The sequence below is a fragment of the Pseudomonas sp. GL-RE-29 genome, assembly GCF_019947275.1.
Classification (GTDB): domain Bacteria; phylum Pseudomonadota; class Gammaproteobacteria; order Pseudomonadales; family Pseudomonadaceae; genus Aquipseudomonas; species Aquipseudomonas fluorescens_A.
Genome location: NZ_JAGYGD010000011.1, coordinates 66,734 through 81,940 on the forward strand (window position 1 = coordinate 66,734; position 15,207 = coordinate 81,940).

12 protein-coding genes are annotated in these 15,207 nt (G+C 58.5%); 6 read left to right on the top strand and 6 right to left on the bottom strand.

Translation table 11 applies throughout. The features are described 5' to 3' along the window. The first annotated feature begins 87 nt into the window (after positions 1 to 87). The 3 genes from thrC (at position 88) to KGB21_RS11570 (ending at position 3,407) form a co-directional block, all read left to right on the top strand. Positions 88 to 1,497: a threonine synthase gene (thrC, locus tag KGB21_RS11560; RefSeq protein ID WP_223505182.1), complete on the top strand. Its 1,410-nt coding sequence runs from the start codon at positions 88 to 90 to the stop codon at positions 1,495 to 1,497. Positions 1,498 to 1,617: 120 nt separating this feature from the next. Next, on the top strand, positions 1,618 to 2,958 hold the full coding sequence (locus tag KGB21_RS11565; protein WP_223505183.1) for a transporter substrate-binding domain-containing protein: 1,341 nt from the start codon (positions 1,618 to 1,620) through the stop codon (positions 2,956 to 2,958). Positions 2,959 to 3,119: 161 nt separating this feature from the next. Continuing rightward, positions 3,120 to 3,407 carry a DUF3509 domain-containing protein gene (locus KGB21_RS11570; RefSeq protein WP_034149229.1) on the top strand — a complete coding sequence of 96 codons (288 nt, stop codon included), beginning with the start codon at positions 3,120 to 3,122 and terminating at the stop codon, positions 3,405 to 3,407. A 172-nt stretch (positions 3,408 to 3,579) separates the two neighbouring features. Here KGB21_RS11570 and KGB21_RS11575 read toward each other — a convergent pair whose 3' ends face one another. Together KGB21_RS11575 and KGB21_RS11580 are read right to left on the bottom strand one after the other, a co-directional pair. Further along, positions 3,580 to 4,548 (bottom strand): TIGR02285 family protein, encoded by a 969-nt coding sequence (locus KGB21_RS11575; RefSeq protein ID WP_223505184.1) that lies wholly within the window; start codon positions 4,546 to 4,548, stop codon positions 3,580 to 3,582. Continuing rightward, complete coding sequence (locus tag KGB21_RS11580; RefSeq protein WP_223505185.1) at positions 4,502 to 5,701, bottom strand: CaiB/BaiF CoA transferase family protein; 1,200 nt, start codon at positions 5,699 to 5,701, stop codon at positions 4,502 to 4,504. The genes KGB21_RS11575 and KGB21_RS11580 overlap by 47 nt, the downstream gene beginning before the upstream one ends. A 148-nt stretch (positions 5,702 to 5,849) precedes the next feature. Between KGB21_RS11580 and KGB21_RS11585 the strand changes: the two genes are divergently transcribed. The 3 genes from KGB21_RS11585 to KGB21_RS11595 all read left to right on the top strand — a co-directional run bounded on the left by KGB21_RS11585 (position 5,850) and on the right by KGB21_RS11595 (position 9,607). Beyond that, positions 5,850 to 6,392, top strand: coding sequence for a YaeQ family protein (locus KGB21_RS11585; RefSeq protein WP_034149008.1), 543 nt, complete (start codon positions 5,850 to 5,852; stop codon positions 6,390 to 6,392). A gap of 57 nt (positions 6,393 to 6,449) precedes the next feature. After that, the gene (gene recJ / locus KGB21_RS11590; RefSeq protein ID WP_034149009.1) at positions 6,450 to 8,159 is read left to right on the top strand and encodes a single-stranded-DNA-specific exonuclease RecJ; all 1,710 of its coding nucleotides are present in this window, start codon (positions 6,450 to 6,452) and stop codon (positions 8,157 to 8,159) included. Positions 8,160 to 8,500: 341 nt separating this feature from the next. Further along, positions 8,501 to 9,607: an NADH:flavin oxidoreductase/NADH oxidase gene (locus KGB21_RS11595; protein ID WP_223505186.1), complete on the top strand. Its 1,107-nt coding sequence runs from the start codon at positions 8,501 to 8,503 to the stop codon at positions 9,605 to 9,607. 190 nt (positions 9,608 to 9,797) lie between these two features. On the opposite strand, the gene glpD is transcribed toward KGB21_RS11595, so the two are convergent. The 4 genes from glpD to KGB21_RS11615 form a co-directional block, all read right to left on the bottom strand. Then, positions 9,798 to 11,336, bottom strand: a complete 1,539-nt coding sequence (gene glpD, locus KGB21_RS11600; protein WP_223505187.1) for a glycerol-3-phosphate dehydrogenase — start codon at positions 11,334 to 11,336, stop codon at positions 9,798 to 9,800. 248 nt (positions 11,337 to 11,584) lie between these two features. Then, complete coding sequence (locus KGB21_RS11605) at positions 11,585 to 12,340, bottom strand: DeoR/GlpR family transcriptional regulator (protein ID WP_034149011.1); 756 nt, start codon at positions 12,338 to 12,340, stop codon at positions 11,585 to 11,587. Positions 12,341 to 12,435: 95 nt separating this feature from the next. Then, positions 12,436 to 13,941: a glycerol kinase GlpK gene (glpK, locus tag KGB21_RS11610; protein ID WP_223505188.1), complete on the bottom strand. Its 1,506-nt coding sequence runs from the start codon at positions 13,939 to 13,941 to the stop codon at positions 12,436 to 12,438. A 75-nt stretch (positions 13,942 to 14,016) separates the two neighbouring features. Further along, a complete protein-coding gene (locus KGB21_RS11615; protein WP_034149013.1) occupies positions 14,017 to 14,868 on the bottom strand; it encodes an MIP/aquaporin family protein in 852 nt (283 codons plus the stop codon). Positions 14,869 to 15,207: the final 339 nt, after the last annotated feature.

Genomic DNA, 15,207 nt, shown 5'->3' on the forward strand with positions numbered 1-15,207 from the left:
AGCTTCAAGCTGCAAGCAAAAGCCTCAGTGCTTTGAACTTGCAGCTTGAAGCTTGAAGCTTGAAGCCCGAACCGAAGGTTTGCCCCTATGCGCTACATCAGTACCCGCGGCCAGGCACCGGCCCTGAATTTCGAAGACGTCCTGCTGGCAGGTCTTGCCACCGACGGCGGTTTGTACGTCCCGGAAAACCTGCCACGTTTTACCCAGGAAGAAATCGCTTCCTGGGCCGGCCTGCCGTATCACGAACTGGCCTTCCGCGTGATGCGCCCGTTTGTCACCGGCAGTATTCCGGATGCCGATTTCAAAAAGATTCTTGAAGAAACCTACGGCGTGTTCGCCCACAGCGCCGTCGCGCCGCTGCGTCAGCTGAACGGCAACGAATGGGTGCTCGAGCTGTTCCACGGCCCGACCCTGGCGTTCAAGGACTTCGCCCTGCAACTGCTCGGTCGCTTGCTCGACTACGTGCTGGAAAAACGCGGCGAGCGCGTGGTGATTGTCGGCGCCACCTCCGGTGATACCGGTTCGGCCGCCATCGAAGGCTGCAAGCACTGCGAAAACGTCGACATCTTCATCCTGCACCCGCACAACCGTGTGTCCGAAGTGCAGCGCCGGCAGATGACCACCATTTTCGGTGAGAACATCCACAACATCGCCATCGAAGGCAACTTCGATGACTGCCAGGAAATGGTCAAGGCGAGCTTCGCCGACCAGGGCTTCCTCAAGGGCACTCGCCTGGTGGCCGTAAACTCGATCAACTGGGCGCGGATCATGGCCCAGATCGTTTACTACTTCCACGCGGCCCTGCAATTGGGTGGCCCGGCGCGTTCGGTGTCGTTCTCGGTGCCGACCGGCAACTTCGGCGACATCTTCGCCGGTTACCTGGCGCGCAACATGGGCCTGCCGATCAACCAGTTGATCGTCGCCACCAACCGCAACGACATCCTGCACCGCTTCATGAGCGGCAACCAGTACGTCAAGGAAACCCTGCACGCCACGCTGTCGCCGTCGATGGACATCATGGTCTCGTCGAACTTCGAGCGCCTGCTGTTCGACCTGCACGGTCGCAACGGCGCGGCGATTGCCGGTCTGATGGACAGCTTCAAGCAGGGCGGTGGCTTCAGCGTTGAGCAGGAGCGCTGGACCGAAGCGCGCAAACTGTTCGACTCGCTGGCCGTGGATGATGCGCAAACCTGCGAAACCATCGCCGAGGTCTACGAGCAGACCGGCGAAGTGCTGGACCCGCATACCGCGATCGGCGTCAAGGCCGCGCGCGAATGCCGTCGCAGCCTGGATATCCCGATGGTGATCCTCGGCACGGCCCATCCGGTCAAATTCCCGGACGCGGTGGAGAAAGCTGGTGTAGGAAAAGAGCTGGAACTCCCTGTACATCTTTCTGATTTGTTTGAGCGAGATGAGCGTTGCACCGTGTTACCGAACGATCTGAAAGCCGTACAGGCCTTTGTCAGTCAGCATGGCAACCGCGGTAAGCCTTTGTAACCGGCAAAACCTGTCACAAATTGAAGCCCGTCTCCTGACGGGCTTTCTTGTTTTTGCATGCCACACTGACCGTGAAGTTGCCCAGGAGGGACGGGCGAGCGGATCATCAAGGACGTGGCAATGCTGTTTTTCAAAAGGTTAAGGTCAGCGGCTTGCTGGCTCGTTTTGCTCAGTACCCTGGGTTTTTCCCAGTGGCTGGTGGCGGCGCATTCGGCGGTACGAGAACTCGGTAAAGCGATTGAACTGGATGCCGGGGAGTTGCGATGGATTGCCGAGCATCCGCGGGTCATCGTCGCGTCACTGCCGTACCCGTTGTACCTGTTCAAGGACGAGCAGGGCCATTGGAGTGGGTTGAACAAGGATATGCTGGACCGCATCAGCGCCATGACCGGTTTGCAGTTTGTTCATGTCGAATCGTTTTCTATCGATCAGATGCTCGCCACCCTGGAGAACGGCGAGGCGGACTTGAGCACGACGCTGGCGATGAATGACGAGCGCAAGGCTTATCTGGATTTCAGCCATTCATTTGGTGGCGCTGGTTGGGTATTTGTCGGGCGAGCCGAGGCACCGAAGGTGCAGTCTCTGCAACAGTTGGCGAAACGGGTGCTGGTGTTACCGGCTCGTCATGCCCTGGAGACCACTATTCGCCGAGAGTATCCAGCTATCGAGTTGCGATTGGTCAAGACTTACGCAGAGGCCCGTGCGTTGGTCGAAAGCGGTGAGGCCTATGCCACCATTGAAAACGAAATTGGCGCTCAGCTTTATCCATCGGGCCAGCTCGAGGTGGGGCATATCGTGGAGGGCCGGTGGGATCCCGACTACCTGGTTACACGCAAAGGTCAGCCGCAGCTGTTGAGCATCCTCAACAAGGCGCTTGAGGCGTTTCCCCCCGAAGAACTGCGCGCCATTCGCCAGAAATGGCTCAGCGGCATAGCTCCTGCGCCATCGCGTACGGTCTGGCACCGAGTGACCAAGTGGGGCTGCTGGGGTGTCGGTATTACCGGTATGTTCGGTCTGTTGTCCTTGCTCTGGAATCGTCGATTGACCGCATTGGTCAAACAACGGACAGAGGCTGAAAAAAGCCTCAGTGATCAGCTCGCATTCCAGCATGCGTTGATGGACGCGATGCCTGATCCGATGTTCGTTCGTGATCTGCAAGGGCGCTTGATCATGTGCAACAAAAGCTATGAGGAGAGACTGTCGACCCGTTTTGATCAGGTTCAGGGACGGCAGCTGATTGAGTTGGACATCTTTCCCAAAGAGACCGCGCAACTGCTGCACGCCGAGTTCATGGCTCAGCTGGCTAATCGCAAGGGGCATTTCAAGGAGCGGCAATTGATGTTCAACAACGGCCTCAGGGATGTCTACCAATGGACCGTGCCGTTCTACAGCGCCGACGGCCAATTGCGAGGATTGTTGGGGGGGTGGAGCGATATTGGCCGGCGCACCCGACAGACGTGACGTGACTGTTTTTTCTCTGTCATCTTTTCCATGCATGCTCAATCGACCAGAGACGAAGGTGCATCTGCACCGGAATTCAGAACTTTCATCTCGGGCCAGCGGTCATTTACTGTAGACACGCCCCAGGCACTTTGTTTTCGGACTATTGAGTGGTGATCGATTTGGAAAGTATCAGTCTCTTGCTCGGTGAGGCTCTGAGCCCGTACCAGGTGACATTGACCCCGTCAGGCATTCATGGCGAATGCCGGGTGACATTGAAGAACTCGACCGGTGCCGTGATGGTCGAGCGCGAATTCAGCCAGGCCCAGTTAACCGATAAGCGTCTTCTCACGGATGTGGTCGACGGGTTGCATCGCGATGTGCTGATCGCGGAAGGACGCCTGGAGCCCTGCGTTATCGCAGCATTGCGCAACGCTGCCCAGGACAAATTGCTGGCCAGCCGTAACTGAATGGATTTTTTGTGGGAACCTTCCTGCACCCAAGTCAGTCAGACCCTTTAACAGCAGGATCAAGCATTGTGCTCCGGTGCTTGTAGCTTGCTGCTACGGGTCTATTTTTCAGACCACGTTTAACCTCGAGTCGTCTCCCCACTTCTCGGGGTTTCTTTTTGCACGGGATTTGTCATTGCCCGGCCTGATCCTCAAAAAACGCCTTGGCGGCCTTCAGATATTCGCTTCGACTTTCCGGATCAAGCCAAGCGGCATAGGCTTCGCTCAATGGGGCGCGGGATAGCGTTCGCAGCAGCTCGTTAATCTCGATGATCGCCTGTCGGCCTTTGGGTGTGTCGGTGCAACCGATGTAACCGGACAAGTATTTTCCGGTGCCGCGAATCGGGTAGAACTGCAATTCATCTTCCCCGATGCCCTGCTGCTGGGCCTGGTAGCGGATTTCCGGACGATAGCCCAACAGCAGCCGCAAGCGCCCAAGGCGTTGCATCTGCAACAGGCTGCCCAAGGCGTCGTTACCGTAATGCAAGGTCAGCGCCTTGGGCGGTGCTTGTTTGATCAATACGTCGAGAAACTCCCCGTAGTTGCGCTCGGCAACAATGCCCATGGTCACGTTGCCAGTGGCCAGCAGTGCCGCCAGGTCGACCTCGCCATTCGTGATGAAAGGCGTCAGCACCTCCCGATCAATGCGCCGCACTGCCAGGCCATTGCTCATGGCGCGGAACACCGGAACGGAAAACGCGATCCAGCCTTCGCGTTCCTTGCTCCAGTTAAGTGCTGCATCGCACGTCAGGGCGGGCTCGTGGAGCATCTGCAATCCGCGTGCGCGATTGACCTTCATCACGCTGTGTTGGTACTGCGGCATGCCGGCGATCAATTGCCGCAACAGTTGATCGATCACCCCCTGGCTTTTTTGCGGGCCGTCGAAAATGAACAGCGGCGGTAGATCCCGCTTCAGCCAAAGCAGGTTTTCCTTGGGTTGCGCGATTGCCGGCGGAGCCACAAGGGTAGTCAAAATCACGCCCGCCAACGCGCACATCGCCCGCCCGTTACGCAGCAGGCAGTGCGTGAAGAACCGCGCAGGCAGGCGCTTCAGCTCAGATGGCCCCGTCTTTGCGCAGCTGTGTAATCTGCGACGCGTCATAGCCAAGCTCCTGGAGTACCTGTGCGTTGTGCTCGCCCAGTTGCGGCCCGACCCATTCACAATCACCGGGTGTCTCAGAGAGTTTCGGCACGATCCCCGGCATCTTGAAGTCTTTGCCGTCCGGAAGCTTGGCTTGAAGGAACATTTCCCGGGCCAGGTATTGCGGATCGCTGAACATATCTTCGGCACTGAATATTCGGCTGGCGGGTACGTCGGCCTGATTCAAGCGCTCAATAACAGTGTCCAGGGGCAACGAATTGACCCAGCGTTCAATCACTCCGTAAAGCTCGTCGCGACGGCTGTCACGCCCGTCGTTACTGGCCAGCGTTGGATCATTGGCCAAGTCTTCGCGGCCGATGATCAACATGAAGCGCTTGAAGATCGCGTCGCCATTGGCGCCGATCTGCACGTGTTTGCCGTCGGCGCTGGTATGAATGGAGGAGGGCGTAATGCCCGGCATGATGTTGCCGGTACGCTCGCGGATAAAACCGAACACGTCGAACTCCGGGACCATGCTTTCCATCATGGCGAAGATCGCTTCATACAGCGCTACATCCACCACCTGCCCTTGGCCACCATTCACCTCGCGGTGACGCAGGGCCATCAGCGCGCCGATCACGCCCCAGAGCGCAGCAATCGAATCGCCGATGGAAATCCCGGTGCGCACCGGTGGCCGGTCTTCGAATCCAGTGATATAGCGCAGGCCGCCCATGGATTCACCGACTGCGCCAAAGCCTGGCTGATCTTTCATCGGTCCGGTCTGGCCGAAGCCCGACAGCCGCACCATTACCAGCTTCGGGTTCAGTGCGTGCAGGACGTCCCAGCCCAGGCCAAGTTTTTCCAGCACGCCCGGGCGGAAGTTCTCGATGAGGATGTCCGCTTCACTTAGCAGCTTTTTCAGGATCGCCAGACCGTCCGGATGTTTCAGGTTCAGGGTCAGGGACTTTTTGTTGCGTGCCTGCACGAACCACCACAGCGAAGTGCCTTCGTACAACTTGCGCCACTTGCGCAACGGATCGCCACCGTCCGGGGATTCGACCTTGACCACATCGGCACCGAATTCCGCGCAAATGCGCGAAGCAAACGGACCGGCGATCAACGTACCCAATTCAATGACTTTCAGACCTGAGAGCGGTTTGGCGGTGAACGGCATACTGGATCCTGTAGGACAAAAGACTGAGCGAATACAGAGTTTTAACATAGCCGACTGTCAGGCGCTCAAGGTAGATCGCCTTCAATTCGATGATTGCCTGTCGAATCGGTTAGACTTGCCGACTTTCCTCGTATCAAGAAGCCCGTTCATGGCCCAGCCGTCCACGACCTACAAGTTTGAACTGAACCTCACCGACCTCGACCGCAGTGTCTACGAGACCGTCAAGCAGACGATTGCCCGTCACCCTTCGGAAACCGAAGAGCGTATGACGGTGCGCCTGCTGGCCTACGCCCTCTGGTACAACGAGCAACTGTCGTTTGGCCGTGGTCTGTCGGACGTGGATGAACCTGCCTTGTGGGAAAAGAGCCTGGATGACCGTGTCCTGCACTGGATCGAAGTCGGCCAACCGGACGCTGATCGCCTGACCTGGTGCTCGCGCCGCACTGAGCGCACCAGCCTGTTGGCCTACGGCAGCCTGCGCGTCTGGGAAGGCAAGGTGATCCCGGCGATCAAAAACCTGAAAAACGTCAACATCGCGGCGGTGCCTCAGGAAGTCCTGGAAACCCTGGCCAAAGACATGCCTCGAGTGATCAAGTGGGACGTGATGATCAGCGAAGGGACCATCTTCGTTACCGACGACCGTGGCCAGCATGAAGTCCAGTTGCAGTGGCTGCAGGGCGAACGCGGCTGATCAGTCGCCGCCTCATCAGTTTTATCCTACGTATTGAAGAGAAGCATCTGTCACCCCATGCGCATCGAACCTCGCCTGCTGCCCGACACCCTGCCATTCCTCGGTGATATTCCGCCTCTGCTGACCCGTCTGTACGCGGCGCGTGGCGTGCAGTCCGAGGCCGAACTGGACAAGAGTCTGGCGCGGTTGATTCCGTTCCAGCAACTCAAGGGCATCGAGGCGGCCGTGGATTTGCTGGTGACCGCGCTCGAGCAGCGGCAGCGGATCCTGATCGTCGGTGACTTTGATGCTGACGGCGCGACGGCCAGTACCGTGGGCACCCTGGGTCTGCGCTTGTTGGGCGCGGCTCACGTCGACTATCTGGTGCCCAACCGTTTTGATTACGGCTACGGTCTCACGCCGGAAATCGTCGCGGTGGCGCTGGAGCGTCAGCCGCAGTTGCTGATCACGGTGGACAACGGCATTTCCAGTGTCGAAGGCGTGGCGGCGGCGAAAAAGGCCGGTCTGAGCGTGCTGGTTACCGATCACCACTTGCCCGGCGACGAACTGCCGCTGGCCGATGCCATCGTCAATCCGAACCAGCCGGGTTGCGAATTTCCGAGCAAGGCTTTGGCCGGCGTCGGGGTGATTTTCTATGTGTTGATGGCGCTGCGTGCGCGCTTGCGCAGCTTGGGCTGGTACGAAAACAAGCCGCAGCCGAACATCGGTGAATTGCTCGACCTGGTGGCGCTGGGCAGCGTCGCTGACGTGGTGCCGCTGGATGCCAATAACCGGATTCTGGTGCACCAAGGCCTGGAGCGGATTCGCGCCGGACGTGCCCGGCCGGGGATCAAGGCGATCCTCGAAGTGGCCAAGCGTGACCATGCGCGCATTACTTCCACCGACCTGGGCTTCATTGTCGGTCCGCGGCTGAACGCGGCGGGGCGCCTGGATGACATGAGCCTGGGCATCGAATGCCTGCTCACCGAAGACGCAGGCCTGGCCCGTGAAATGGCCGCGCAACTGGACGGCATGAACCAGGACCGCAAATCCATCGAGCAGGGCATGCAGCGTGAAGCGCTGGCGCAGCTCAAGGATTTGCCGGTGGAATCGATGCCGTTTGGCTTGTGCCTGTTCGATGCCGAATGGCACCAGGGCGTCATCGGTATCCTCGCGTCGCGTATGAAAGAGCGCTATTTCCGTCCGACCATCGCCTTTGCCGATGCAGGAGACGGCCTGCTCAAGGGCTCGGGGCGTTCGGTCCAGGGCTTTCATATTCGTGATGCCCTGAGCGTGGTGGCGGCACAGCATCCAAGCCTGATCACCAAATACGGCGGCCATGCCATGGCCGCCGGCCTGACGCTGCCGGAAGCGAATTTTCCACTGTTTGCCGAAGCTTTTGACGCTGAAGTGCGTAGGCAAATGCGCGAAGAAGACCTTACCGGGCGTTTGCTGTCGGACGGAACCCTGGCGGTTGAGGAATTTCACCTGGAACTGGCCCGCGCGCTGCGCCATGCCGGGCCCTGGGGGCAGCACTTCCCGGAGCCGTTGTTTCATGGGGTATTTCAACTGGTCGAACAGCGTGTCGTCGGCGAACGGCACCTGAAAGTGGTCCTCAGAAGTGAATGCGGTTCGGTCAAGCTCGACGGGATCGCCTTTGGTATCGACCGCGACGTCTGGCCGAATCCGACTATCAAGTGGGTGGAATTGGCCTACAAACTCGACGTTAACGAGTTTCGTGGTAACGAGACCGTTCAGTTGATGATTGCCCATATCGAACCGCGTTGACCTTTGTGGCGAGGGAGCTTGCTCCCGCTGGGTGGCGTAGCCGCCCCAAAACCAGTGCCGAGGTCGATCCGCATCAGCCGGCATTGGGAGTGCTGCGCCCTCCAGCGGGAGCAAGCTCCCTCGCCACGAAGGGCGGTGTTGTTTGCGGGTTGTCTGCGTTTTCAATTCTTGAACCCTCCCTCATCCCCGGTTGTCGACTAGGCTCTAAGCACTGCTTGATTGGCCTTGTGACGTCTTGTCGAATTTTTTGCCCGCGGGGGCGGGTGCTGCACCTTTTTCCTGTCACTCGTCGACTATTCAATCAGAACCCTGGAGCCTGACCACTGATCGAGAGGTGCCCCATGAGTCTGCTGCTTGAACCCTATACCCTTCGCCAACTGACCCTGCTCAACCGAATTGCCGTATCGCCGATGTGCCAGTATTCCAGTGTCGATGGCCTGGCCAATGACTGGCACCTGGTCCACCTCGGCAGCCGCGCCATCGGCGGCGCGGGGCTGATATTTACCGAAGCCACGGCGGTCACGGCCGACGGGCGCATCACCGGTCAAGACCTTGGCCTGTGGAACGACGAACAGATCGAACCCTTGCAACGCATCACCCGCTTCATCGCCGCTCAGGGCGCCGTGGCCGGCATCCAGTTGGCTCATGCCGGGCGCAAGGCCAGTACCTATCGACCCTGGCTGGGCAAGCACGGCAGCGTCAAAACCGAAGAGGGCGGCTGGCTGCCGGTCGGCCCGTCAGCGATTGCTTTCGATCCACAACACACGCAACCCAAACAGCTCGATGAAGGCGAAATCGCCGATGTCATTCAGGCCTTTGTCGACGCGGCCAAACGAGCGCTGACGGCCGGTTTCAAAGTGGTGGAAGTGCACGCCGCCCATGGTTATCTGCTGCACCAATTTCTTTCGCCTCTGAGTAATCAGCGGCGGGATCAATATGGAGGTTCATTCGAAAACCGCATCCGGTTGGTGTTGCAGGTCACCGAAGCGGTGCGTGCGGTATGGCCGGAAGAATTGCCATTGTTCGTCCGGGTTTCGGCCACCGACTGGGTGGAAGACGGTTGGAACCCTGATGAAACCGTTGAACTGGCACGGCGCCTCAAAGTCCTCGGCGTGGACCTGATCGATGTTTCCTCGGGCGGTACGGCGGTCAACGCGGAAATCCCTACAGGGCCTGGTTACCAGACTCGTTTTGCCGAGCGCGTACGCAAAGAATCAGAAATCGCCACCGGCACCGTGGGAATGATTACCGAGCCTGCGCAAGCCGAGCACATTCTGCGCACCTGTCAGGCGGACATTATTTTCCTCGCCCGTGAGCTGTTGCGCGATCCGTACTGGCCGCTGCATGCGGACGATGACCTGGGCGGGCGCAAGGCTATCTGGCCGGCGCAATACCAGCGGGCGACCCATCGTGATCAGCCCATCCATGAATCGGATTTGCGTGAATGAGGCTCTGGATCAACTGATCGCAGCCTGTTTTGTAGGAGCCGGCTTGCTGGCGATGGCGGTATATCTGACGCTTCAATGTTGATTGATACACCGGAATCGCCAGCAAGCCGGCTCCTACAGGTCGCTTATCGGTAAACCAATAAAAAGCCCCGCTCTCTTTCAAGAGGCGGGGCTTTTCAGCTATTTCCGATTAGGCCGCTTCAATCTTGCTGCGGTTCTGCTCGACCTTGTTCAGGTAATCCTTGAGTTTGTCCTGTTCGGCAGCCGTGGTGAACAAGCCGAGCTTGCTGCGGCGCCACAGGATGTCGTGTGCGGTGGTCGCCCATTCTTCGCTGCACAGGTAATCCACTTCACGGGTGTAGAGACCACCGCCAATGTGTTCGCCCATATCGCCCAGGTTTTCTACGCCTTCGAGCATGCGCCAGGTACGGCTGCCGTAGGTTGTGGCCCAGCGCCGCGAAATCTCGGTCGGGACCCAATCGTACTTGTCGCGGATCAGCGAGCTCAGCGCCTGCGGGGTGGTCATGTCTTCGCCGCCCGGCAGGGTCGCGTTAGCGGTCCAGCTCGGCTGGATGTGTTGGAAGTACGGCGCCAGTTGTGCCAATGCCGATTCCGCCAGTTTGCGATAGGTAGTCAACTTGCCGCCGAACACCGACAGCAGCGGCGCTTCGTCGCCACTGCCCGACAACGCCAGGGTGTAATCGCGGGTGACGGCCGACGGGTTGTCGGATTCGTCATTGCACAGCGGACGAACACCGGAATAACTGTGCAGGATGTCGTCGCGGCTGATCTGCTTTTTGAAGTGAGCATTGACCACGTTCAACAGGTAGTCGGTCTCGCCATCAGTGATCGCCACTTTTGCCGGGTCGCCGGTGTACTCGCGGTCGGTGGTGCCGATCAGGGTGAAGTGGTTCAGGTACGGGATGGTGAAGACGATGCGCTGATCTTCGTTTTGGAGAATGTGTGCGTGTTCACCTTCGTACAGTTTCGGCACGATCAGGTGGCTGCCCTGGATCAGGCGAATGCCGTAAGGCGACTCCATCTTCAGGTCGTCACGAATGAACTTGGCGACCCATGGGCCAGCCGCGTTCACCAATGCTTTGGCGCGGATCGAAAACAGACTGCCATCGGCGCGTTCCAAATGAAGGTGCCACAGACCTTTGGTGCGGCGAGCGCTGACGCAACGGGTCTGAGTGTGGACGTGGGCACCTTTTTCCCGGGCGGCCATGGCGTTCAGTACAACCAGACGCGCATCGTCGACCCAGCAATCGGAGTATTCGAAGCCTTTGGTGATTTCGCTTTTCAACGCGCTGTCCGGGCCGAACTTCAGGCTTTTCGAACCGGCGAGCTGTTCCCGTTTGCCGAGGTTGTCATACAGGAACAGGCCGGCGCGGATCATCCAGGCCGGGCGCAGGTGCGGGCGGTGCGGCAGCACGAAGCGCATTTGCTTGACGATGTGCGGAGCCTTGGTCAGCAGCACTTCGCGTTCGGCCAGTGCTTCGCGCACCAGGCGGAATTCGTAATGTTCGAGATAGCGCAGGCCGCCGTGGATCAGCTTGCTGCTGGCTGACGAAGTATGGCTGGCCAAGTCATCCTTTTCACAAAGGAACACCGACAGACCACGCCCGGCAGCATCCGCTGCGATCCCCACACCATTGATGCCGCCACCGATGGCGGCGATATCGTAGACCTCGGCAAGAGGGGGCGTAGACAAAATGGAAGTGGGCATCGGCAAGGCCTCGGGGCTTTTTGATTTTCTATATTTGAATTCGAACATAAATGTTCATTTGCGAAAATACTAGCCCATTAAGACGCGCGCAGCCAGTCAGCTTCGATTGAAAATACTCATCGAAGGGCGGAGAAAGGAAAATATTCGAACATAAAAGCAAAAAGATCGCAGCCTTCGGCAGCTCCTACATGGATATGCAATACCCTGTAGGAGCTGCCGAAGGCTGCGATCTTTTGATGTTGAAAGGGTTAAACGACTTCAAGACGAACCTTGTGCTGATTCAACAACTGCATCAGCGCAGGCGAAGGTTGCTGGTCGGTTACCAGGCAATCAACCAGGCTGATCGGCCCCAGGCGAATCATGGCATTGCGCCCGAACTTGCTGGAGTCAGCGGCGAGGATCACCTGACGGGCATTGGCGATAATCGCTTGGGACACTCGCACTTCCTGATAATCGAAATCCAGCAGGCTGCCGTCTTCATCGATGCCGCTGATGCCGACAAGGGCGAAGTCGACCTTGAACTGGTTGATGAAATCGACGCTGGCCTGACCGACTACACCGCCATCGCGCCGCACATTGCCGCCGGTCAGCAGGACGTCGAAATCGTCCTTGGCGCTGAGCATCGAGGCGACATGCAGGTTGTTGGTGATGATCTTCAGGTGACTGTGATTGAGCAGCGCCCGGGCGATGGATTCGGTGGTCGTACCGATATTGATGAACAGCGAGGCATGATCGGGGATCTGCGCTGCGATCGCTTCACCGATTCTCTGCTTCTCATCGCGCATTTGATCGGCGCGCATGGCGTAGGCAGTGTTTTCGACGCTGGAGTCGTAAGCCGCGCCGCCATGATAGCGACGCAGCAAATTGGCTTCCGCCAGCTGATTGATATCGCGGCGGATGGTCTGCGGGGTAACGACGAACAGCGTGGCCATTTCCTCGATGCTGACGTAGCCGCGTTCGCGGACCAGTTCGAGGATTTGCTGCTGACGGGGAGGCAGATTCATGGGGCGTCCTTGGGGCTGCCGTGCAAAATTTGCCCATGATGCCGCAGGAATTCGCTCCCTGCCAGTTACAACCGGAAACGCGTCCGGCCCTTGGCTTATTCAGCGCCCTCGTGCGGTTCCCAATCACGGGTGCGGCTGACGGCTTTTTTCCAGCCAGCGTAGAGTTTTTCCTTCGCCGCTTCGTCCAGGGTCGGTTCGAATTGGCGTTCGATCACCGCTTTGCCGCGCAATTCTTCCAGGCTGCCCCAGAAACCGCAGGCCAGACCGGCCAGGTAAGCAGCGCCCAGCGCCGTGGTTTCACGCATTTGCGGACGCTCGACCTGGGTGCCGAGAATGTCAGCCTGGAACTGCATGAGGAAGTTGTTCGCCACCGCACCGCCATCCACACGCAGGGCTTTGAGGCGTTCGCCGGAATCCTGCTGCATGGCATCGAGTACGTCGCGGGTCTGATAGGCAATCGACTCCAGCGCGGCGCGGATAATGTGATCCACGCGAACGCCGCGGGTCAGGCCGAACAGGGCGCCGCGAGCATACGGGTCCCAGTACGGCGCGCCGAGGCCGGTGAAGGCCGGGACCAGGTACACGCCGTTGCTGTCCTTGACCTTGTTGGCGAAGTATTCGGTGTCGTGGGCGTCGTTGATGATTTTCAACTCGTCACGCAACCACTGCACGGTGGAGCCGCCGTTGAACACTGCGCCTTCCAGTGCATAAGCGACTTCGCCGCGCGGGCCACAGGCGATGGTGGTGAGCATGCCGTGATTCGACTTCACGGCCTTGTCACCGGTGTTCATCAGCAGGAAGCAACCGGTGCCGTAGGTGTTCTTGGCCTGACCAGGCTCGACACACATCTGGCCGAACAGTGCGGCCTGCTGGTCACCGGCGATACCGCCGATGGCAATGCCGCTTTTGGTATGGCCGTAGATTTCCGACGACGATTTCACTTCCGGCAGCATTTCCCGCGGAATATCCAGCACCTCCAGCATCTTCGCGTCCCACTCAAGAGTGTGGATGTTGAAGAGCATGGTGCGCGAGGCGTTGGTGTAGTCGGTGACGTGGACCTTGCCGCCGGTAAATTTCCAGATCAGCCAACTGTCGACGGTGCCGAATAGCAGCTCGCCATTGCGTGCGCGTTCGCGGCTGCCTTCGACGTTATCGAGAATCCACTTCAACTTGGTGCCGGAAAAGTACGGGTCGGTGACCAGGCCGGTGGTGTCGCTGATGTACTGCTCATGGCCATCGCGTTTGAGCTGCTGGCAAATTTCGGTGCTGCGGCGGCACTGCCAGACGATCGCGTTATAGATCGGGCGGCCGGTGTTCTTGTCCCAGACCACCGTGGTCTCACGCTGGTTGGTAATGCCGATGGCCGCGACCTGATCGTGATGCAGGCCGGCTTGAGCCAGGGCCTCGACCATCACGGCGCTTTGGGTGGCGAAGATTTCCATCGGGTCATGTTCGACCCAGCCGGCTTGCGGGTAGTGCTGCGCGAATTCCCGTTGGGCGGTGCAGACCACATTCGCGTCGCGGTCGAAAATGATCGCGCGGGAGCTGGTCGTACCCTGATCGAGGGCAATGATGTAGTTCTTATTCTGTAGGTCGGTCATGTCGATTGCCTTGGACGAAATAAGGGAATGAAGTCTGGCGCGCGATTAAGTGGGCAGTATCACGCGTCAACGGTATCAAGAAATTCTTGGTTTGCCGTCAATGGCCGGTGTTGTGTCCTTTGTAGCAGCTGCGGTGCCTGGCAGATGGCGGGCGATGAGCCCGCGATAGGCCGCGGCACCGAGGCAAGCACCGACAATCGGTGCAAAAACAGGTACCAGGAAGTACGGGATGTCGCGCCCGCCGGTGAAGGAAATATCACCCCAGCCGGCGAAGAAGGTCATCAGTTTCGGGCCGAAGTCACGGGCAGGGTTCATCGCGAAACCCGTCAGCGGCCCCATCGAGCTGCCTATTACCGCAATCAGCAAGCCGATCAGGATGGGCGCGAGCGGGCCGTTCGGCAGACCATTGTTATCGTCAGTCAGGGACATGATCACGCCCATGAGGATGGCGGTGATGATCACTTCAACCAGGAACGCCTGCGCGGTGGACAGGCTCGGGTTAGGGAAAGTGGAGAACACCGAGGCCAATTCAAGACTGGCTTCGGTACCGCGAACCATGTGGTGAGTTTGTTCGAAATCGAAGAACAGGTTGCTGTACAGCGTGTACACCAACAAGGCGCCGCAAAAGGCCCCGGCGACCTGAGACAAAATGTAGAACGGCAGTTTGCGTTTTTCGAAGTCGGCGAAAATGCTCAGTGCAATGCTGACAGCGGGGTTGAGATGAGCCCCGGAAACCCCGGCAGTCAGGTAGATCGCCATGCTGACGCCGACGCCCCAGATGATGCTGATTTCCCACAGGCCGAAGCTGGCGCCTGCGACCTTGAGCGCAGCAACGCAACCCGTACCAAAAAAGATCAGCAGAGCAGTGCCGAGAAATTCGGCCATGCATTGGCTCGAGAGCGATGGTTGTTGTAAAGCGGTTGTCATTGAAACCTCATTTTTTATTTTCTGGCGCTTTTTTCAAATCATGGTCGAAGCGCGTTTTTCACTGAGGCAGGATCCCCATCCTGTTCTCGGCTGACTGTCGGGTGTTGCAATGAAACGATGGTGCATTATTCAGATTCGAAAAAATATAGACAAGAAACGCTACTGTCAAAGGGCGAAAGTGAACCGTCAGTCACAAATTAACTATTAGTTGTATGAATGATCCTGGCTGTGAGTAGGAAAATGGGAGCGAGGGAGACGTAAAATTGCGCCAGGGTTTTCGAAACAGTCCTGTCATAGAGCCATTTGTGAATCAATGTCCTAGAATCGGGCGCAGTATTT